Annotated in this window: 21 protein-coding genes; 7 read left to right on the forward strand and 14 right to left on the reverse strand. The window is 63.2% G+C overall.

Annotation, left to right across the window (positions count from 1 at the left end):
* Positions 1-11: 11 nt before the first annotated feature.
* Complete coding sequence (guaB, locus tag ACFT1A_RS15915; protein ID WP_378447790.1) at positions 12-1535, reverse strand: IMP dehydrogenase; 1524 nt, start codon at positions 1533-1535, stop codon at positions 12-14.
* A gap of 243 nt (positions 1536-1778) precedes the next feature.
* Here guaB and ACFT1A_RS15920 point away from each other — a divergent pair, with 243 nt between their 5' ends.
* The gene (locus ACFT1A_RS15920) at positions 1779-2183 is read left to right on the forward strand and encodes a DUF5319 domain-containing protein (protein ID WP_003940777.1); all 405 of its coding nucleotides are present in this window, start codon (positions 1779-1781) and stop codon (positions 2181-2183) included.
* Between the two features lie 87 nt (positions 2184-2270).
* Here ACFT1A_RS15920 and ACFT1A_RS15925 read toward each other — a convergent pair whose 3' ends face one another.
* From ACFT1A_RS15925 to ACFT1A_RS15935, 3 genes are all read right to left on the reverse strand, one after another.
* Entirely contained in the window at positions 2271-3203 is a 933-nt protein-coding gene (locus ACFT1A_RS15925) for an anti-sigma-D factor RsdA (RefSeq protein WP_378447791.1), read from the reverse strand.
* Complete coding sequence (locus ACFT1A_RS15930; protein ID WP_003940953.1) at positions 3187-3765, reverse strand: sigma-70 family RNA polymerase sigma factor; 579 nt, start codon at positions 3763-3765, stop codon at positions 3187-3189. The genes ACFT1A_RS15925 and ACFT1A_RS15930 overlap by 17 nt, the downstream gene beginning before the upstream one ends.
* A gap of 176 nt (positions 3766-3941) precedes the next feature.
* Entirely contained in the window at positions 3942-4790 is an 849-nt protein-coding gene (locus ACFT1A_RS15935; protein ID WP_378447792.1) for a hypothetical protein, read from the reverse strand.
* Between the two features lie 605 nt (positions 4791-5395).
* Here ACFT1A_RS15935 and ACFT1A_RS15940 point away from each other — a divergent pair.
* The 4 genes from ACFT1A_RS15940 to ACFT1A_RS15955 all read left to right on the forward strand — a co-directional run bounded on the left by ACFT1A_RS15940 (position 5396) and on the right by ACFT1A_RS15955 (position 8019).
* Positions 5396-5692 (forward strand): WhiB family transcriptional regulator, encoded by a 297-nt coding sequence (locus tag ACFT1A_RS15940; protein WP_003940939.1) that lies wholly within the window; start codon positions 5396-5398, stop codon positions 5690-5692.
* Between the two features lie 165 nt (positions 5693-5857).
* On the forward strand, positions 5858-6523 hold the full coding sequence (locus tag ACFT1A_RS15945; RefSeq protein ID WP_230812285.1) for a fasciclin domain-containing protein: 666 nt from the start codon (positions 5858-5860) through the stop codon (positions 6521-6523).
* Positions 6524-6611: 88 nt separating this feature from the next.
* Positions 6612-7280 (forward strand): sigma-70 family RNA polymerase sigma factor, encoded by a 669-nt coding sequence (locus ACFT1A_RS15950; RefSeq protein WP_007728615.1) that lies wholly within the window; start codon positions 6612-6614, stop codon positions 7278-7280.
* Position 7281: 1 nt separating this feature from the next.
* Entirely contained in the window at positions 7282-8019 is a 738-nt protein-coding gene (locus tag ACFT1A_RS15955) for an anti-sigma factor domain-containing protein (protein ID WP_378447793.1), read from the forward strand.
* A gap of 76 nt (positions 8020-8095) precedes the next feature.
* On the opposite strand, the gene groL is transcribed toward ACFT1A_RS15955, so the two are convergent.
* Positions 8096-9706, reverse strand: coding sequence for a chaperonin GroEL (gene groL / locus ACFT1A_RS15960; protein WP_378447794.1), 1611 nt, complete (start codon positions 9704-9706; stop codon positions 8096-8098).
* Between the two features lie 86 nt (positions 9707-9792).
* Entirely contained in the window at positions 9793-10092 is a 300-nt protein-coding gene (gene groES, locus ACFT1A_RS15965; protein ID WP_003940763.1) for a co-chaperone GroES, read from the reverse strand.
* A gap of 233 nt (positions 10093-10325) precedes the next feature.
* Between groES and ACFT1A_RS15970 the strand changes: the two genes are divergently transcribed.
* Entirely contained in the window at positions 10326-12041 is a 1716-nt protein-coding gene (locus ACFT1A_RS15970) for a TIGR03767 family metallophosphoesterase (protein WP_378447795.1), read from the forward strand.
* Between the two features lie 19 nt (positions 12042-12060).
* Here the strand turns inward: ACFT1A_RS15970 and ACFT1A_RS15975 are convergent, their stop codons facing one another.
* Positions 12061-12621 carry a potassium channel family protein gene (locus ACFT1A_RS15975; RefSeq protein ID WP_378447796.1) on the reverse strand — a complete coding sequence of 187 codons (561 nt, stop codon included), beginning with the start codon at positions 12619-12621 and terminating at the stop codon, positions 12061-12063.
* Between the two features lie 161 nt (positions 12622-12782).
* Here ACFT1A_RS15975 and ACFT1A_RS15980 point away from each other — a divergent pair, with 161 nt between their 5' ends.
* On the forward strand, positions 12783-14381 hold the full coding sequence (locus tag ACFT1A_RS15980) for an Hsp70 family protein (protein WP_378447797.1): 1599 nt from the start codon (positions 12783-12785) through the stop codon (positions 14379-14381).
* A 20-nt stretch (positions 14382-14401) separates the two neighbouring features.
* Here ACFT1A_RS15980 and tsaD read toward each other — a convergent pair whose 3' ends face one another.
* The 7 genes from tsaD to ACFT1A_RS16015 all read right to left on the reverse strand — a co-directional run bounded on the left by tsaD (position 14402) and on the right by ACFT1A_RS16015 (position 20941).
* Complete coding sequence (gene tsaD, locus ACFT1A_RS15985) at positions 14402-15439, reverse strand: tRNA (adenosine(37)-N6)-threonylcarbamoyltransferase complex transferase subunit TsaD (RefSeq protein ID WP_378447798.1); 1038 nt, start codon at positions 15437-15439, stop codon at positions 14402-14404.
* Positions 15436-15930, reverse strand: a complete 495-nt coding sequence (rimI, locus tag ACFT1A_RS15990) for a ribosomal protein S18-alanine N-acetyltransferase (RefSeq protein WP_378447839.1) — start codon at positions 15928-15930, stop codon at positions 15436-15438. Before rimI ends, tsaD begins: the two co-directional genes overlap by 4 nt.
* Positions 15931-15957: 27 nt before the next feature.
* Positions 15958-16641 (reverse strand): tRNA (adenosine(37)-N6)-threonylcarbamoyltransferase complex dimerization subunit type 1 TsaB, encoded by a 684-nt coding sequence (tsaB, locus tag ACFT1A_RS15995; protein ID WP_378447799.1) that lies wholly within the window; start codon positions 16639-16641, stop codon positions 15958-15960.
* A gap of 81 nt (positions 16642-16722) precedes the next feature.
* Positions 16723-17211 (reverse strand): tRNA (adenosine(37)-N6)-threonylcarbamoyltransferase complex ATPase subunit type 1 TsaE, encoded by a 489-nt coding sequence (tsaE, locus tag ACFT1A_RS16000; RefSeq protein WP_378447800.1) that lies wholly within the window; start codon positions 17209-17211, stop codon positions 16723-16725.
* Complete coding sequence (locus ACFT1A_RS16005) at positions 17201-18253, reverse strand: alpha/beta fold hydrolase (protein ID WP_003940782.1); 1053 nt, start codon at positions 18251-18253, stop codon at positions 17201-17203. Before ACFT1A_RS16005 ends, tsaE begins: the two co-directional genes overlap by 11 nt.
* Positions 18250-19452, reverse strand: a complete 1203-nt coding sequence (alr, locus tag ACFT1A_RS16010) for an alanine racemase (RefSeq protein WP_378447801.1) — start codon at positions 19450-19452, stop codon at positions 18250-18252. Before alr ends, ACFT1A_RS16005 begins: the two co-directional genes overlap by 4 nt.
* A 55-nt stretch (positions 19453-19507) precedes the next feature.
* On the reverse strand, positions 19508-20941 hold the full coding sequence (locus tag ACFT1A_RS16015; RefSeq protein WP_378447802.1) for an NAD(P)H-hydrate dehydratase: 1434 nt from the start codon (positions 20939-20941) through the stop codon (positions 19508-19510).
* Between the last annotated feature and the right edge of the window lie 32 nt (positions 20942-20973).

Genomic DNA, 20973 nt, shown 5'->3' on the forward strand with positions numbered 1-20973 from the left:
TGTACTGGTTGCTAACGAGCGGTGTAGTTGGGTGCTTCGACAGTCATCGTGATGTCGTGCGGATGGCTTTCCTTCAAACCGGCCGCCGTGATCTGGACGAACTGAGCGTTCTGCAGGTGCTCGATCGTCGCCGACCCCGTGTAACCCATGGCAGCGCGCAAACCACCGGTGAGCTGATGCGTCACCTGGGAGAGCGGGCCACGGAACGGAACACGTCCTTCGATGCCTTCCGGAACCAACTTGTCCTCGGAAAGTACGTCGTCCTGGAAGTACCGGTCCTTGGAGTACGACTTGGCCTCGCCACGCGACTGCATCGCGCCGAGCGAACCCATGCCGCGGTAGCTCTTGAACTGCTTGCCGCCGACCAGGATCAGTTCTCCGGGCGATTCAGCGGTACCGGCCAGGAGCGAGCCCAGCATGGCCGTCGACGCACCCGCGGCGAGAGCCTTCGCGATGTCACCGGAGAACTGGAGCCCACCGTCAGCAATGACGGGCACACCGAGAGGCTTGCACGCGGCAACCGCTTCCAGGATGGCCGTGACCTGAGGGGCACCGACACCGGCGATGACGCGGGTGGTGCAGATGGAACCGGGGCCGACTCCGACCTTGACGGCGTCGACGCCTGCTTCGACGAGCGCCAAGGCACCCGCACGCGTAGCGACGTTGCCACCGATGATCTGCACCCGCTCGCCCAGTTCACGCTTGAGCTTGGCGATCATGTCGAGAACGTTGGACGAATGCCCGTGTGCACTGTCCACCACCAGTACGTCCGCACCGGCATCGGTGAGCGCCATCGCACGCTGGAAAGCGTCGTCGCCTGCACCCACTGCAGCGCCGACGAGCAACCGACCGTCGCGGTCCTTCGTGGCGTCAGGATGCTGCTCGGTCTTGACGAAGTCCTTGACCGTGATCAGACCGGTGAGCTTGCCGTTGCCGTCGACGATCGGCAACTTCTCGATCTTGTGCCGACGGAGAAGACCCAGTGCAACGTCAGCCGTGACGCCTTCCTGAGCGGTGATCAGCGGCATCTTGGTCATGATCTCGACGACCGGGCGGTTCTGGTCGACCTCGAAACGCATGTCACGGTTCGTGACGATGCCGACCAACTGGCCGGCGTCGTCGGTGACCGGCAGACCCGAGATGCGGAAGCGAGCGCACTTCTCGTCGACCTCGCCCATCGTGTCGGTCGGCTTACACGTGACGGGATCCGTCACCATGCCGGCCTCGGAGCGCTTGACGGTCTCGACCTGCCCTGCCTGGACGTCGACCGACGAGTTGCGGTGCAGTACACCCATGCCGCCGGCGCGGGCCATCGCAATTGCCATGCGCGACTCGGTGACGGTGTCCATCGCAGAACTGACCAACGGGATCCGCAGACGGATGTCGCGAGTCAGTTGACTGGACGTGTCGACCTGGCTCGGGATGACGTCGGACGCGGCAGGCAACAGCAGCACGTCGTCGTATGTCAGTCCCAGCATCGCGACCTTGTTGGGGTCGTCTCCTCCGGTGTGTACATGTCCTGCAGAACTACTCATGCGGTCAGGACCCTCCATGGACCTAGATTCGCCCAGGGCGACCGCTGTAGCAGCCGCCTCGAAACGGATTACGAAAGCTGGATATCGGATAGAAGGCACCTCCACAGAAAGATATTCCTGGCACCTTTTCCCGGCGTTGCACACCATGGTATCGGCTCACTCAAAGGTCCGAACCATCCCACCCACGCTGCGGGTACGCGTAACAAGTGGCGCTGACCCCCCTGACCTGCGTACCGTGGTGCTGTGCGTGATCAACTGCCCCCCGGTCTGCCGCCAGATCCCTTCGCCGGCGACCCAGCTGACCCCTCCGCGGCTCTCGATGCCATCGAGCCGGGCCAACCACTCGACCCCCACGAACGCCAAGCGGTCGAGGAGGATCTCGCTGACCTCGCCGTTTACGAGGCACTCCTCGCTCACCGCGGCATCCGCGGTCTCGTAGTGTGCTGCGAGGACTGCCAACAAGATCACTACCACGACTGGGACATGCTGCGCGCAAACCTGCTGCAGCTCCTCGTGGACGGAACCGTCCGCCCCCACGAGCCTGCCTACGACCCCATGCCTGAGGCATATGTCACGTGGGACTACTGCCGCGGATACGCCGACGCGTCGATGAACGAGGCGATGCACGGCGACGGTTTCGACAGCTGAGCGAAACCCCACCAAGTTCATACGAAAGTGGCCGACAAGCAATTGCTTGTCGGCCACTTTCGTATGACTCGGATCGCAGCGATGCGATCAGGGCGGGGGTGAAGAAGAATCACCCGACGGCGACGAGGCCGGAGCCAGTGACGTCGTTGTCGTGATTGTTGTTGTCGTCGTGGTCGTCGTCGGCGACGATGACGGAGTAGACGAGGCTGAGGTCCCACCCGGCTGCTGCGGGATCGTCGTCACCGTTGTGGTCTCGCCGTCGGGCGACCGGAGATCGAGCGGTGAGAGAGAACTGGGCGTAATTCCGGCACTTGTCGCGGCTGCGCCGGACGAAGCGGATTGCTGATCGGTCGTCAACGGCGGTACGGCGGGTGACGTGGTCTCTTGGACCTGCGTCATCAACTTGCCCCAGCGCTCGACGAGATCCGTCTTGTCCTGCGAGTCCTTGACCGCATCGGCACGGTGAGCTGCGTTGTCCAACACCATCTTTGCCGCGGGAATGTCCCCAGCAGCCAACAGGCGCTCGGCCTTCTCCAGCTCGGAGGTCGTGTCGATTTTCGCCACCGTCGAGTTTGCCTCGTCGGTGAAGACGACCTGCTTGACGCCCCAGAGAGCATCGCCGGGCTGGGCGTCGTACGCCATTGCCGTGGCGCCACCGAAGACCACTGCTGCCACAGCTGCGGCGGCGGCAATCGGGCGGACCACACGCAAGCGGGAACGGGAACGTGAACGCTGACGATCGGAGAAGCCGGACGGCGTCGCTGTGATTGCAGCGATGACATCGTCCAACAACGGACCCTCGGGCATCGGAGTCGCAACGACATCGTCACGCCATTGCGAGAGAATCAACGCAAGTTCGTACTGTTCGGTGCTATCGGTTGCTACCGGTCCACCACTCGAAATGGATTCGATCAGCGCATCGTCACGCCGAACCGCAGCCAAATCCACTGGCGTACCGTCGTCGGCGAGATCACCGAGATTCGAAGCGTCACGCTCCTCGTCTCTAGCCAAAGCTCTCACCTGCTTTCGTTACTTCTTTTTTCAGTTTCGCGATCGCCCTGTGCTGAGCGACTCGTACAGCTCCGGCGGTACTACCGACGGCGACGGCCGTTTCTTCGGCCGACATCCCGACCACCAGGCGAAGTATCAAGATTTCTCGATGCTTCTCCGGAAGTGTGCCGAGCAGTTCGTGCATCTGTCTGCTGGATTCCGAATCGAGTGCTCGCTGTTCGGGACCATCATCCAGTGCTATTACATCCGGTACTTCGGAAACGGGCTCCGACTTGTTACGGGCGGAGCTTCGATGTGCGTCCGCAACCTTGTGTGCCGCAATTCCGTACACAAAGGCCATGAACGGGCGTCCCTGGTCTTGATAACGCGGCAGCGCGGTCATCACGGCCAGACACACTTCCTGTGCGACGTCGTCAGCGGACAGGTGTCCTCGCTCGGCCGCACCCACTCGACCGCGGCAGTAGCGCACCACCATCGGTCGGATGTTCTCCAGAACCAAAGCTAGAGCTGTACGGTCGCCCTGCGCAGCAGCGGCGACCGCGGTGTCCAACTCATCGCTCGTATTTGTCATCGTCAGCGAAAATCCTGGCGTTACAGTGGCACCTCCCGAGCGGGTGTGCTCCCGCTCTCAGCGGAACCCTCTAAGAGTAACCATCCGGACCGGCTGGTCTCCGCATGCCCGCCCAGCAGTCGCGATATCGAATCACCCCTGTCTGGAATGTTCTCCGGACACTTTCGGCGAAGCGGCTACGACAAAGGGAGGAGTGATCCACCTCGCATCGCAATCAGATCGCCGATCTCACGGGCACTCGGCGAGGTCCTCCCGCCGCTCACACCCTCGATCAACATCGACGACGCCCAGGCCAGGGGCAGCAGACCGTACTGCTGACACTGTGCGAGCACATCCACTGCCGACTCCACGGCAGCGCTCGGGTCTGTTCCGGTCAGAGCGGCGCTGCGCAGGAGACCCGACTTCACGCGGTGCCGGACGGACTCCGATTCCCCTGACAATTCGACGGCGCGTTCTGCGTGTCTGCCGGCGCGCGTGAAGTCACCTCCCGCCAGCGCCAGTTCCGCCGAGACCCATTCGATCCGAATTTCCTGCCGCCACAGCCCACCGTCGACAACCAGAGCACCGTCGTCGTCGAGACGACGACGACACTCCCCCAGCAGCCGCCAGCCGAGCGGGAGCCGGCCACAGCCGAGGGCGTCCGCGGCCAGACCGGTCAGCGCATCACAGGCAGCCTCCGCGTTGACGGGCAGGCCGTCGACTATCGCCAATGCACGCCCGTCCCACGTGGCCGCGAGCGCATGGCGTCCGCTTTGACGAAGAAACGACGCTCTTGTGCTGGCAGACAGAGAGGCAAGGACTCGATCCGAATGCGTCGAGAACCCCGACGTGCGCCGGTCCAGGACATCCAAGGCCGCCCGCGCTCCGGCGTAGTGCCCCTGACCACCCAGAACTACTGCCGTTGTCCAACAATCCCGGGTGGAGCCGGGCGCCGGGAACCGGTCGAGGTCCGGATTCGCGCCGAACGCGGCGGACTCGAGGGTTTTGGATCGTACAGCTGTCTCAGGGCGCTCAGGTGTCGACACAGGTAGATCATCGCAGCAGCACCAGCAGTCAAGCGCCTGACCGATGCCATAAGTGGCACGGAAACACCAAAAGGCAAGTTTGTCGGAGTTAATCAGATATTCAACTGAGATTTGCCAAATGTACTCGTAATGATATTTAACGGGCATATATCCGTGACGTTAACTGCGCATTACTTATTGGACAGATGTCCTAGTTGAAACTTGGGCACTAAGTCCCGAAATGGAGCGAAACCTCGTTCGCTCAATATCGGACAAATGACGCAAACCGAGCTGAACGACGGAGTGATTTCGCCGGGCGATCAGCAGCAAACATATCCCTGATCTGTGGGTTTCGCATCTCGAGCAGCCAGGTTTCTCGGTCAGCCCATCGATCGGCCCGATTCCGACATCGGCGCAGCACAACGCACGAAGGAACCGAAATGTAAATATATACTTCGTTAACTCTCGCATTTCGATATATGCCGATCACCACTGAACGAGCCTATTGACGCGATTTACTCAGCACCCTTACGGTTAGCAAGCGTGAACGATTCAGAAGGCCCGGATAACCTCCGGGCAACTTGGTCCGCTCGTTGATCAACGCGAGCTTGCAGTAAGGAGTCAACATGCCTGCACCGAATCACCTTCCAGGTCCCAACGCAGACATCTGGGACTGGCAGATGCACGGTCTGTGCCGCGGAGTCGACTCCTCGATGTTCTTCCATCCCGATGGCGAACGCGGTAGAGCACGTGCCCAGCGCGAAACCCGCGCAAAAGAAATGTGCCGTCAGTGCCCGGTACTGATGCAGTGCCGCAGCCACGCGCTGACCGTCGCCGAGCCGTACGGCATCTGGGGCGGAATGTCGGAAACCGAACGTGAACTACACGCACGCCACCGTCGCACCACTCGCATAGCGTCCTGATACGCGCAGGTCGAGAGCACAAGGCCCCCGAGAGTTTTCGGGGGCTTTTGCATGCCCACATCAGTTCGTGAAAAGAATTTCCGACACCGACCCATCCTGTCGACAACCGACTCCGAATGCCTTCTGACAGTGCACCTCAGCACATCCCTTCAGGAAGGCAGACCCATGAACACCTCTACTCGAGTTCTGGCAGTCACCGCAGCAGCCTCTTTCGCCGTCTTCGGCGTCGTCGGTTGCTCCTCCGACGACAACGATTCGTCGACCGACACCTCGAGCGCCGCCATGACGTCTTCGCCCATGGGATCGAGCATGTCTCCCAGCAGCGCGATGGCAGAGCCCGCTTCTGATCTGGTCGGTGCAGGTTGTGCCGACTACGCAGCTGCAGTGCCGAGCGGCGCCGGATCGGTCAGCGGAATGGCCCAGGACCCGGTTGCCACAGCGGCATCCAACAATCCGTTGCTCACCACCTTGACCGCGGCAGTCTCCGGCCAGCTCAACCCGGACGTCAACCTGGTCGACACTCTCAACGGTGGCGAGTTCACCGTCTTCGCACCGATCGACTCGGCATTCGCCAAGATCGACCCCGCCACGATCGACAGCCTCAAGACGGACAGCGCCACGCTGACCAAGATCCTCACCTACCACGTGGTTCCCGGCCAGATCGCCCCTGACGCGATCGACGGAACGCACCCCACCGCCGAGGGCGGAACGGTCACCGTCACGGGATCCGGTGACAACATCAAGGTCAACGACGCAACCGTCGTCTGCGGTGGAGTCAAGACCGCAAACGCCACCGTCTACCTCATCGATTCGGTGCTGATGCCGCAGTAGTCCCCACCTGCTGTGCGCCTTTGTTAACCCCCCGCGGTTAATAAAGGCGCACAGCGGCCAACGGCGGGCCGAGAGAAAAGAACCGGACATGCACGCTACGGTTGTACGCGATGAAGCGAGACAACTCTTCGTGAGCGAGCCAGACCATGCGTCGGATGCGGCCGACGCATGCCCGACGGACAATTCTGCGGCCCGCACCGCGCGAATCGCGGAGTCACGCGAGCTGGCAGTGATCCTCGCGAACGTTGCCGGCGGCGACCAGAGCGCCTTTGCCGAGTTCTACGACCGAACCAGCTCCCGCGTCTACGGCATGGTTCTGCGTGTACTCCGTGATCCAGGCTTCTCCGAGGAAGCTGTCCAAGAGGTCTACCTCCAAGCCTGGAAATCGGCCGACAGTTTCGATCCGGCCAAGGGGTCCGCACTCTCCTGGCTCCTGACGCTCGCTCACCGCCGCGCGGTGGACCGCGTCCGCTCCGAACAGTCGAGTTCGGATCGACAGGCTCTCTACGACACCACCAATGCGACTCCCGAGTTCGACGTCGTCAGCGATGAAGTGACACGAAGAGACGAGCATCGTGCTGTCACCGACTGTCTCGAAACGCTGACGGACACTCAGCGCCAATCGGTGACTCTCGCCTACTACGGCGGCCGAACGTACCGCGAGGTGGCCGAAGATCTCGGCGTGGCGATTCCCACGATCAAGTCGCGAATTCGCGACGGACTACTGCGCCTACGTGGATGTTTGGGGGTGATGTGAGATGGACGAAGAACTGATCGACTACGCGTACGCCTACGCGATCGATGCGTTGGACCTCGACGAGCGCCGTGAGGTCGACAGACGACTCGCCGCTTCGGACTACGCGACCCGAGCCGAATTCGACGCCCAGGTCCGACTCACCGCCGAAACCATGGCTGCGATGACCGTTGTCGATGCTGTCGAGCCCCCGCCGTCACTGCGCAGCAGCGTCCTCGCCTCGATCTCGGAACAGACCGCTGCTGCCGACGCCCCGATCTCGCTGGCCGAGCGTCGTAACCGTCGACGCCCGTGGACCATGGCGCTTGCCGCGGCCGCCGCAGTCGCAATCCTGGTCGGCGGCATCGGAATCGGACGCACGCTGTCCGACAACACACCGCCGCAGAACGCCGCATCCGAGATCATGGCAGCACCCGACGTTCATGCCACCACGCGTGAGATCCCGGGCGGCGGTAGTGCCACGACGCTGTTCTCCCCCTCCGAAGACGCGGCAGTTCTCGTGATGAACGATGTGACTCCCCCGAGTCCGGATACCGTCTACCAGATGTGGCTGGTGCCGGGCGATACCGACAGCACCACGATGATCCCGATGGGGACGATGGCTCCGGGCGACGTCAAACCCACCACCCAGGTGGTGCTCGACGGCATCGGCCCGAACACGAAGTTGGCGTTCACGGTCGAACCTCCCGGCGGATCGCAGCAGCCGACCAGCGAGCCGTTCGCGACGATCCCGCTCATCTGATCACCGGACGAAAGAAGAGATCCCCCACCGGATTCCGGTGGGGGATCTCTTCTTCGTCGAAACTACGAGCAGCGAGTCAGTGGCTGTGACCGTGTCCGGTGTCGGCAACTTCCTCAGTCGGCTTCTCGACGACGGCACTCTCGGTGGTGAGGATCATCCGCGCGACGGAAGCGGCATTGACCACTGCCGAACGGGTGACCTTGACCGGGTCGACGACGCCGTCGGCAAGCAGGTTGCCGTAAGTCAGGGTGGCGGCGTTGAAGCCTTCGCCCTTGGTCATCTCGGCGACCTTGCTGACAACGACGGAACCGTCGATGCCTGCGTTGCTGGAGATCCAGAACAACGGTGCGTTGAGGGCTTCACGGACCACGGCTACGCCGGTGGCCTCGTCGCCCGACAGTCCGAGGTTCCCGATCAGTGCCGTACCGGCCTGTACGAGGGCCGATCCGCCACCGGGGACGATGCCCTCGGCAACTGCTGCCTTGGCTGCGTTGACCGCATCCTCGACGCGGAACTTGCGTTCCTTCAGATCGGTTTCGGTGGCTGCGCCGACCTTGATGACTGCCACGCCGCCGGACAGCTTCGCCAGACGCTCTTCGAGCTTCTCGCGGTCCCAATCCGAATCGGTGTTCTCGATCTCGCGACGCAGCTGCGCGACGCGGGTCGCGATGTCGTCAGCGGTGCCTGCACCGTCGACGATGACCGTCTCGTCCTTGGTGACGACAACGCGGCGAGCGCTACCGAGCAATTCGAGGCCGGCTTCCTTGAGGGAGAGACCGACGTCGGTGTTGATGACCGTGCCTGCCGTGACGACTGCGAGGTCGTCGAGGAATGCCTTGCGACGATCACCGAAGAACGGCGCCTTGACGGCGACGGCCTTGATGGTCTTGCGGATGGAGTTGACCACCAGAGTGGAGAGAACTTCACCCTCGATGTCCTCGGCGATGATCAAGAGCGGCTTGCCGGATTCGGCAACCTTCTCGAGCAGCGGCAGGAAATCGGGAAGTGAGCTGATCTTCTCGCGGAAGAGCAGGATCAGCGCGTCTTCGTAGACGGCCTTCTGCGCATCGATGTCGGTGACGAAGTAAGGCGAGAGGTAGCCCTTGTCGAACTGAACGCCTTCGGTGACAACGAGTTCGGTTGCAACGGTGGAGGATTCCTCGACCGTCACGACGCCGTCGGTTCCGACACGGGTGAGTGCCTCGCCGACGAGCTTGCCGATTTCTTCGTCACGTGAGGAGACGGTGGCGACCTGAGCGATCGACTTCTCGCCCTCGACGGGGGTGGCTGCGGCGAGCAGTTCCTCGACGACCTTGTCGGCTGCGGCGTTGATGCCGACGCCGAGCGCCATCGGGTTCGCGCCCGCTGCGATGTTCTTGAGTCCGCCGCGGACGATGGCCTGGGCCAGGACGGTCGCGGTGGTGGTGCCGTCGCCGGCAACATCGTTGGTCTTGGTGGCGACGCTCTTGACGAGCTGCGCGCCGAGGTTCTCGAAGGGATCTTCGAGCTCGATCTCACGGGCGATGCTCACACCGTCGTTGGTGACGGTGGGGCCGCCGAATGCCTTGGCGAGCACGACGTGGCGTCCACGCGGGCCCAAGGTCACCTTGACGGCGTCGGCAAGCTTGTCGACTCCGGCTTCGAGAGCGCGGCGTGCGGTCTCGTTGAACGCAATTTGCTTGGACATCTGTTCTGTCAGCTCCTGAATCTTCGGGGCGTGAACGCATTCCGCCCCGGGATCCTGTGTGGACTCCGGGGCGGATCACGTGTGTCTTACTTGGAGACGACAGCCAGCACGTCGCGTGCCGACAGGATCAGGTATTCCTGGCCGGCGTACTTGATCTCGGTTCCGCCGTACTTGGAGTAGATGACCGTGTCACCCTCCTTGACGTCGACCGGGATGCGGTTGCCCTGCTCGTTGACGCGGCCTTCGCCGACTGCAACGACGGTGCCCTCCTGGGGCTTTTCCTTGGCTGTGTCAGGAATGACCAGGCCGGAAGCCGTCGTCGTTTCAGCCTCGTTGGCCTGGACGAGGATCTTGTCCTCGAGCGGCTTGATGTTGACGCTCGCCACGATGAGCCCTCCACTTTGGGGTATGTGCGTCCGAGGCGATCCTCGGACAGCTGTTTGGGTATGCCGTTTACGGCGCGTCACTGCAGTCCCGTCGTCGCGGGTGCCGGAACTCGATCAGCGCCAATTGGCACTCTATACGTGAGAGTGCCAACCCTCAAGGACTGGGCGCATTTTTCTCTTCGTCCAGAGCGAAACAGGACAACCGTCCACCACGTTCACCTATTGTTCACTTCGTGACGAACATCAATCGCCGTAGTTTTCTGACCTTCGCCGGACTCGGCGCCGTCGGCGCGGTCAGCCTTGGCAAGCCGTGGGGCCTGCAATATGCAGGCGCGTCGACCATTCCGACGTCAGGTCCTGGCACCACTCTCGAGTCCGTGTCCACCCCCGTCAGCAGCAGCGGCTACACCAAGCTCACCGCCGGGCCGGGTTGGGCGAACATCGTGCGCAGCGAGTTGGCCGAGCCGAAGTCAGGACGCGAGGATCGCCGCACCGCACTCGCCTCGCTCGTGCAGCTGACCGACGTCCACATCGTCGACGCCCAGTCCCCCATGCGATTCGAGTACGTCCACCAGATCACCGGCTCGGCGTTCCGCCCACAGGAGACCCTGACGGCGCACGGGCTGATTTCACTTGTCCGACGAGTCAATTCGATCGGCAGTGGCCCACACACGTCGCGACCCTTCGATGCCGTTGTCACCACCGGCGACAACACGGACAACAAGGAATTCGCCGAACTCGACTGGTTCCTCACCTCCCTCAACGGCGGAACCGTCGTTGCTAACACCGGCGCCAAGGATCGCTACGAGGGTGTGCAGAACTCGGGCGCGGATCTGTACTGGAACCCTGAGTCACCGATGCTCGACATGTACAAGAAGGCCGGTTTCCCCGAGATCCCCGATTTCTTCGGTGCCGCTTTCACTCCCGTGTCGAGCCCCGGCCTGAACACCCCTTGGTATTGCGTGTTCGGCAATCACGACGATTCGGTGTCCGGCACGGTGCCCAGCGGCATCCCGCCGCTCGAGGCGATGTACACGGGATCTCTCAAATTCGAGGTGCCGGGCTCACCCGAGCAGGCCAAGCAGATCGACATCGCCACCAAGTTCGATCCCAGTGCGATTCCCGGAATCCTGTCCGCCTTCACGACGCCGCCGCGCCAGGTCACCCCCGACCCGTCTCGCGCGCCGTTCACACCTCGGCAGTTCATCGCCGCACATCTTGATCCCGCACATACAGGCCCCGGCCCCGTCGGGCACGGTTTCGCCCCCGACGCCGGCGAAACGGGTATCGGCTACTACTCGTTCGAGATCGCACCGGGCGTTGTCGGCATCAGCATGGACTCCACCAACCGGGCGGGCTTCGTCGACGGTTCGTTGGGCGCCGCTCAGTTCCAGTGGATCGAGAACACCCTGCGCGCCGGCAGCAGCACCTACTACGACGCAGCGGGCTCTCGTGTCACCGAGTCGCGTAGTGACACCTACTTCGTACTGTTCAGTCACCACACGAGCGACACGATGGACAATCTCATTCCCGATCCCGAGAACATCCTCGAGCCGCGCTTCCGCGGTTCACAGCTTCTCGACTTGCTACACCGTTTCCCGAACGTGCTCGCCTGGGTCAACGGACACACTCACGAGAACAAGATCACCCCGTGGCCCGGCGCGACCCCCGAGCAGGGCTTCTGGGAGATCAACACCGCCTCTCACATCGACTACCCGCAGCTCGGGCGCATCATCGAGATCGCGGACAACCACGACGGAACGGTGTCGTTGCTCGCGACGCTCTTCGAGGCGGAGAGCCCCAATTCCGTCGACTACAGCGACCAGTCGGCAGCCGGACTCGCCTCGCTGTATCGGGAACTGTCGTTCAACGACATCCACCGCGACCCGAAATTGACCGGTACCGGCGTCGACCAGAACGTCGAATTGTTGGTGCACACCGAACGATGATCCCGATTGCCGCAGTGTCCTAGGCGATTTCAGGTCCGCTCGAACTCGAGCGGTGCGCTTTCGCCCACGACACTGCGGCAACGACGAATCGAACTCCGAATCCGATCAACACGAGATTGCAGACGATCTGAAGGCTCACAAGCCCACGGGCCAAATCGGTCTGCGCAGCGATGTCGCCGAAACCGACGGTCGAGAAGACGGACAGCGAAAAGTACAGCGCCGCCATCCGTGACAGCGGTTCGGTGAAACTGCCGGGGCTTGCATGCTCGACCGAAAAATAGGTGATGGACACCAACAACAAGTACGTCGGCATCACCACCGCCACTGCTTCGACCGCCTGCAGAGACGGCACATCGGAACGCAGAATTCGCCACACCTGCCAGGTGGTCACGGCAAGCACCGCGGCGCCGCCACCGATCAAGAGAGAGATCGCACCCGCCGTGTGAACGTCGATCCACGGCAGGAAGAAATATGCGCATCCGAAGGCGATCACCGTCAGCGTGGGTCGAAGAACGGCGCCACGGATCAGCGCGCGTCGCCGTTCCCGATCGATGTGGGGAGAATCGCCTTTTTTCTGCATGAATCAATGATCGACAATTTCCCAGGTAAAACCACCCTTTCGGTCCGAAATGAGCATCACGGAGACGAAAAGCACTGAGCAATCCTCACGAACCTTCTGTAACGTTCATATAACGGCGGTCGATTGAACATTGACCGGTATTGACTGTGAGGAGGTGCGCGATGAGTTGTTCACTGGGAATTTCCACTGGATCTTCCGGTGTCTATTCAGCCCTCGTCGACACCGATACCAGCACAAACGCGCCAGGTGCCGTGCCTGCCGAGACCCGATTCGTCTCGGCCGATCAGGCCAATTCCAACGTCGGCGACCTCGTTCGCGCTTCCATCAAGCTGATGACGACGCAGGTAACGGACGGATCTGCGGCGCCGCGCTCGATCGGTGTCAGCTATCGCACGGACGACCAACTCGCGAGCATCAGGTCTTCGCTCTCCCGCTCGCCGAAGCAGGTCCGTGCCATCCCCGAACCTGCCGCCGTACACGCCTACCTTGCCGAGACCGGGAAAACAGAGCGGTACGACACGACAGCTCAGGTGGACGTCGGAGATCAGGGCCTGACAGTGTCCGTCGTCGACCACACCGGTGAAGTTCTGCATTCCGACCGTATCGACGCCCTCGCGGGGGCCGGAATCGACCGGGCTCTCGTCGAGTTCGTCACGGAGAAGGCCGCAGGGCACCTGCGCCGCTACACCGACGCGGAACTACTTGCCGCCCGGTGCCACGTCGCGAAGGAACAACTGTCCACGGCCGCCAAGGTCACCATCGACCTTCCCGTCGATGCGATGTCGATCTCGCGCGACGAGTTCGAGGCCATCATCGCCCCGGACATCGAGCGCGCCGTCGCCTTCATCCGTGAAGTCGTGAACAGCTCGCCGCGGCCCGTCGGTGCCGTCGTACTCATCGGCGGTGGCGCACACATTCCAGCCGTGCGGTCCGCTGTCGCCGCTGCCGTCGACCTCCCCCTGGTCGAGATCGACGAGCCCGAGACTGCGGCAACCAAAGGTGCTGCGCTCCTTGCCGATTCGATCACCGCAATCCGTTTCCCCTTGCTGGGCTCCGGAACTGCACAGCGCTCTGGATCCACAGCCAAGGTCTCGGGCGCTCTGATCGGCGCGCTCGTCGTCGGCGGACTTGTACTGGGTTACGGCGCAAAGGAATTGGTGCCGACCGATGACACCGCCGTCTCGCCCGTCGGAACCGGTTCGACCACGACGACGGTGAGCCCCGAAGCGACGCTGAGCACCGGTTCGACCATCATCCCGTCTCATGATCCCCTACCGTCGGTAGCGGGTAGCACGTACCCGCAGTACGGGTATCCCACAACGCCGTTCGATTCACAGCCGTACGACACGCACACGTACACAACGCATCAGTACACACTTCCACCGGCGCCGATACCGGACACCTCGACGACGACGCCGTCCACCACGCCGCCAACCACGACACCGACCACTCCGAGTTGGCCGACCATCCCCGGAATCACACTGCCCGATCCGCCGGCATGGTGGCCGACGCTCCCGGACACGGAGGCGACGCCACCGATCGATCCGACCGAGGGAAACCCGGGCGGCGGTATCGGCCCAGGCGAGAGCGGCGGCGAAAACCCGACCACACCGGAAAATCCCGGATCCGGTTCCACCGAAACAGAAATCACGACCCCCGGTGGTAGTGATCCGACGACAAAGCCCGGTGAACCGAACATCTCGACGCCCGAACCCGGTGCCGCGACCACACCGGATCGGGAACCGGCCCCAGTCGGTTGATTCTCAGCGCAGCCTGAATCTCAGCGCATCACCTGGCTGACCGAGACCGACAACCCCGGGTCGGTCGCAACACTCAGTTCCGAAGGGCCTGCGCCGTTCCCGATGAGGTGGGCGGCCAACGAAGCAATCATGACGCCGTTGTCCGTGCAGAGTCGAGGTTTCGGAATTCGCAACGTGATTCCGGATTCGGCGCAACGCTGCTCGGCGAGTGAGCGGATACGTGAATTGGCCGTGGCACCGCCGCCGAGAACCAACGTGTCGACTCCGACATCCTTGGCTGCACGCACTGCCTTCATTGTCAGTACGTCGGCAACCGCTTCCTGAAACGAGGCAGCGATGTCCGGGATCGAAAAGGACTCGCCTGCGCGCTCTTTCGATTCGACATAGCGAGCGACCGACGTCTTCAGTCCCGAGAACGAGAAGTCGTGCCGCGAATCGCGCGGGCCGGTCATGCCACGAGGAAAGGCGATTGCGTTCCGATCTCCCTCTTGCGCAGCAGCATCGAGTGCCGGTCCGCCGGGGAATCCGAGTCCGAGCAGTCTGGCCACCTTGTCGAAAGCCTCGCCGGCGGCGTCGTCGACAGTCGTGCCCAGTTCGACAATGGGCTTACCCAGATCTTCGACGTGAAGCAGGTGCGTGTGACCACCGGAGACGAGCAATGCGACGCACGAGGGCAACGGACCGTGCTCGAGAGTGTCCACGGAGACGTGACCACCGAGGTGATTGACCGCATAGAACGGGATGTTCCATGCTGCCGCATAAGCTTTCGCGGCGGCAACACCGACCAGCAGCGCGCCGGCCAGGCCAGGTCCGATAGTGACGGCAAGTGCGTCGGGCTTCTCGATACCGGCGACGGCAAGGGCGCGTCGCATCGTCGGCACTATCGCTTCGAGATGAGCCCGCGAGGCTACTTCGGGAACCACTCCGCCGTACCTGGCGTGCTGATCCACGCTCGACGCCACCTCGTCGGCCAACAGGTCGCAGGTTCCGTCGCCGTTCCAGCGAACGATACCGACTCCTGTTTCGTCGCAAGAGCTTTCGACACCCATGACGATCATGCTTGCTGCTCCTCAGTTTCGCGGACACCGAGCACGGCGGGCCGTCGCATCGTGTACGCATCTGCCCCACTGGGCTGGTAGTACTTCTTTCGCGTTCCGACGATCTCGAATCCTTCACGCCGGTACAGCGCGATCGCAGGTTCGTTGTCGGTACGCACTTCCAGGAACACCGGGCACTGCCGTGAATCCGCCAGTGTCAGAAGCGCATCGAGCAACGCGCTGCCGATTCCCACCCGCTGAGCAGAAGGATCCGTGCCGATGGTGTGCACCTCGGCCTCCATGTTCGGCGACGCCCCCAACAGGGCGACTCCGGCGTAGCCGAGGACATGACCGTCGGGTTCTCTGGCAACGAAGTAATGATTATGTGCGCCCGCAAGTTCCGAGACGAAGGCTTGCGCGCTCCATGGCCCGTCGCCCGAGAACAAGGCGCGTTCCAACTCGGCGCACCGTTCGGCGTCATCGACATTCATCGGCTCGATGCTGTACTTCATCTGCTCTGTCACTTCACCGGCTCTGTCTCACTTGCCACGTTCTGCGAGGGTCTTCGCATCCGGGCGTCGGAGGTACAGCGGCTCGAGCGGGGCAGGAACCGAGCCGGCCAGAATCTCGCGAGCAGCGACTGTGACCAACCCGGCCGGTGAGGGTGTCTCAGCCGGTTCGACGGGAAGATCGAAGAAGTCCACGTGCGAAGCGGATCCGGCAATCAGCGTCGAAGGCGAAGGATCAACGTCGCCGGCGGAATTCACAGCCGGTCCTTCGACGCGCGCACCGCCGTCGTAGCGCGCCCAATAGATCTCCCGACGCCTCGCGTCGGTCACGACGAGCAAGCTCTCCGTGGTCGGTACCGCAGCCGCGATGGCGTCGAGGCTGCAGACGCCGTACACCGGAACACCGAGAGCATCACCGAAGGCAGCGCCGGTCGCCATGCCGACACGCAAACCTGTGTACGGCCCCGGCCCGACACCCACTACGACGGCGTTCAACTCTGCCGGCGTGAGCCCTGCCTCGGCGAGGCATTCGAGGACGTGAGGAGTCAAGACCTCGGCGTGCGCACGAGGATTGACCGTGACACGCACGGCAAGCGTCTCCACTGTGCCGTGTGACTCTGTGTCCGGTGACTCTGTGTCCGGTGACGAAGCCGACAGGGAGACGACTCCGGCAGTGACTGCCGGAGTGGAGGTGTCAATTGCGAGAACAAGCACGATTTCTCAGGGTACTCGCACGTGAAGAACTACTTCCGGCCCGGGATGGTCACGACGACTGTGAAACGAGACGCCGTTTCACTACGTCCAGGACCAACTCGCAGTCCTCACATCCGATTCGGGTTCCCGATGTAACTGCACTCGCAGGTGCCGCTCGACGAGCCTTTCCACGACATCGCCACCCCATTCGACCACCACCACTGCGTCGGTGAGGTCTGTGTCGAGGTCGAGAGCATCGAGTTCGTCGAGTGCGTGCGGTCCGCTGTCGCCCAGTCGGTATGCATCGACGTGAATCATGCCGACGGGATCGCCGCCGCCGGGACGGGTGCCCGGTCGATGCTCACGGGCGATGACAAACGTGGGGGACGTCACCCGGCCCTGCACGCCGAGGCCTGCTCCGATTCCGCGAGTCAACGCCGTCTTGCCTGCCCCGAGCGGTCCGTCGAGCACTACCAGGTCGCCGGCAACAAGCCCCGCCGCCAATCGTCGGCCGAAAGCCTCGGTGTCCTCGGCCGTTTCCAACGTGATCTGTCCGGATTCGGGAAGTCCGGTGAAGTTCTCAGCCGACATCGGACCGCTCTTCGACCTGCGCACGCTGCACCAGCTTGTCGATTGCGTCGGTGACGATCGCCGGGAACTCGAGCTGCACCAGATGGCCGGCCCCGTGAACTCGCACGAGTTCGGATTCGGGGAGATCGGCAGCGAGACGCTTGGAACTGATGAACGGAATCATCATGTCTTGATCGCCGCAGATCACCACTGCTGGTGTGTGCGCGAGGACCTCGAGGGACGCGGACTCGTCGTGCAGTTCCAACGTCCGCAGGAAATTCACGATGGTCACGACCGAGGTCCGATCGAGCATGCCGTCCGAGAGTTCATGCAGCCGCGGGCTCACATCGGTGCCGTACGACGCCGCGCGCAGGATCGGCGTGATCAATACTCGCGCAGCGCCCCGGGCGTGCTGAACCACTCCCGGTGAGGTGCGCACTGCCAACCGGAATCCGTCGATGATCGGGTTCTGCAGATTGCGGGTCAGACCGGTCTCGGCCAGACCTGCCGCCGTCGTCGCGACCAGCCCGACGCCGATGACTCGGCCCTCGAACCATTCGGGTCGCTGACCGGCGAGCGCGAGTACCGTCATACCGCCCATCGAGTGACCGACGAGAACTATCGGGCCCTTGGGTACCTTGGCCTCGACGACGGTCGCGAGGTCGCGGCCGAGCTGCGAAACCGTACAACTCTTCGAGCGTGGCATACCCGAATCTCCGTGTCCGCGCTGGTCGTAGAACACCATGCGAACCTTGTTGCCCCATCGCTCTTCGAGCTGGCGGCGCTGGAAATGCCAGGACAGCGCACTCAGGCAATATCCGTGCACGAAAACGACTGTCAGCGGAGCGTCGTCCGGTCCCACTTCGCGAACTGCCAGCTCGACGCCGTCCTCAGTGCGCACAGTGCTCTTGCGGTCGCGCGTCATGAGGTCGAAGTCCTCGTCGGCGTAGATTTCCCGGCCCGGACGCGTCGCGGTCTTGAATGCGTTCACGCCGGCCATCGACCCGAGCGCCACAGCGCTGAGCAGGCCACCGAGAATGCTCATCTTTCCTGCAGTCTTCATGACGTCTCTCCCCCGATGTACGTACGCACAGTGCGTCCACGTATTCCGGTCACGACCTCGTAGTGAATGGTGTCGAGTACGTCGGCCCAGGCCTGCGCGTTGGGTTCGCCGTGATCGCCGTTGCCGAAGAAGATCGCGGTGTCGCCTTCGCGAACTCCGTCGCCGTCCGGCCCCAGGTCCACCAACACCTGGTCCATGCAGATACGCCCGACTGCCTGGCGACGCTTACCGCCCAACTGCACTTCGAACTTGCCGCTCAGCGAACGAGACAAACCGTCGGCATAGCCGACGGGTAGCAGCGCAAGAGTGGTGTCGTGCGGTGCGACCCACTGATGCCCGTAGGAGACGCCCTCTCCGGCGGCCACCTTCTTCACCAGAATCACCTTCGCTCGCAGCGTCATCGCCGGTCGTAAACCGAAATCTCCGAGTTCGGGCACCGGAGACAATCCATATATCGCTATTCCGGGTCGAACCATGTCAAATCGCAGGTCAGGGCGGGTAACCGTCGCTGCCGAGTTGGAAAGATGAACAACTTCGGGGTCGAATCCGTGGGCACGGACGTCGGCAACCGCGTCGATCAGGCGTTGCTTCTGCATGTCGATGACGTCGTGATGTGGCTCGTCGGAGTGCGCGAGGTGCGAGAACACTCCGCGTAGCCGGATCGTGCCCTCGTCCCGGGCAGCGGCGAGGTCGTCGAGCATCTGCGGCCACTCGGTTCTCGATACGCCGTTGCGATTGAGACCGGTGTCCACCTTGAGCGTCACCGTCGCCGGTAGTCCCAGAACTCGTGCCGCGTCGACCACCGCAGCCAGGTGTCGCGGCGAGGAGACCCCGATCTCGACGTCGGAGCGGATCGCCGACGCGAAATCGGCATCGACGCCGTGCAACCAGGCCAGGACGGGAGCGGTGATGCCTGCCTCGCGAAGAACCAATGCCTCGGCGATGGTGGTGACGCCAAGTTCTCGGGCTCCGGCTGAGAGTGCCGTCCGTGCCACCGCAACTGCGCCGTGGTTGTATCCGTCCGCCTTGATGACCGCCATCAACGCTGCATCCCCGGCAAATTCACGCAGGACTCGCACGTTGTGCGCGATAGCGTCCAGATCGACGACTGCCTCCGTCTGCGGCCCTACTGCGATGTCGAGTTGGCTCGACTTCCCCTCCGCAGGCTCCTTCGGTGCTCTTCCCTGGGCAAGCGTCATGGCGACAATCCTGCCACCCACACAGGATCGGACACGTGTTCGGGTTTGAACACACTCAGTTCTGGGCAAAAGAGCGGAGCACACGCACCGACTCGCGCAGTCCTCCCAGCAGGGGTGACGCCGAAATCGGTGCTCCGGCGACATCGCTCTGATCGCCCGCTGCGGCGATATTCGCAGCCAACGCGTGGGCCCGCGCGCCGACGGCCCCGGCTTCGAGAGGGCTCAGACCCGCAGCCAGCAACGCGCCGATCACACCGGAGAGGATGTCACCCGAGCCTGCCGTCGACGCCCAAGAGCCGCCGGCGTCGTTGACCAGGACCTCACCGCCCGGATCCGAGATCACCGTCGTACGGCCCTTCAGTAGCACCGTGACTCCGAGTCGTTCGGCAAGAGCACGCGTGGCTGCGATTCTGTCGTCGCCGAGGGGTGTGAATCGTGCGAACTCGCCGGCGTGGGGAGTCAGAAGTGTCGGCACGGCCCGTGCTGCGACAAGTTCGGGACGCTGAGCCAGCAGGGTCAGTCCGTCCGCATCGACGACAACAGGCACATCGGTAGCGAGTACCGACGCGAGAAGTCGCGCAGCGGCATCGTCGGTACCCATACCGGGGCCGATCACCCAGGCCTGAACTCGCCCCGCAGCCTCGAACGTCTCACTGGCGATCACCTCCGGGAACCGGGACAGCACCTCTGCTGCTCCGTGCCCGGCGTAGCGGACCAGACCGGAGGTCGCGGTCACCGCGGCGCCGGTACAGAGCACGCCCGCGCCCGGATACTGCTCACTTCCCGCAACGATGCCCACCACACCCTGCGAGTACTTGTCGTCCGCTGGACCAGGTACCGGCCACAGCGCGCCGACCTCGGCCGGATCGAGTGAACCGAACTCCGGTTCGCCGACGCTCAATCCGATGTCCACGAGTTCGACACGACCACACAGCGGAGCCGCGAGTACGTGTACCGGTTTGAGCGCACCGAAGGTGACCGTCACATCAGCGCTCACCGACGGACCGTCCACTGCGCCGGTGTTCGCGTCGACGCCGCTCGGCAGATCGACCGCCACGATCGGCGCATCCACCTGGCCGACAAGTTCAGCCGCATTCGGCCGCAGACCGCCGTGCCCGGAAATCCCGACGATCCCGTCGATCACCAGATCTGGCGACCCGACTTCGGCGGCGACTCGGCCACCGGCCTTCAGAAGAGCGTCGAGGCCCGCCCGATGAGCGCGGGCCGGGTCGAGCAGCACGGCCCGGACACTCACACCTCGTTTGCGGAGCAACGCACCGGCCCACAGGGCGTCACCGCCGTTGTCGCCGGTACCGACCAGAAGCGTCACGGACCGATGTGCGACCGATCCTGTGCGCGAACGTAATTCGTCCGCAACGACTCGCGCGAGACCGTAGGCTGCTCGACGCATCAGCACCCCGTCCGGCAGCTTGTCGAGCAGTGGCGCCTCCGCTGCTCGCACCTGATCGGCTGTGTAGAACCCACGCATGTCGGAACCCTTCAGTTGCCGTCGCTACCCTC

It is taken from the genome of Rhodococcus sp. NPDC057135 (genome assembly GCF_042670865.1).
GTDB lineage: Bacteria > Actinomycetota > Actinomycetes > Mycobacteriales > Mycobacteriaceae > Rhodococcus_F.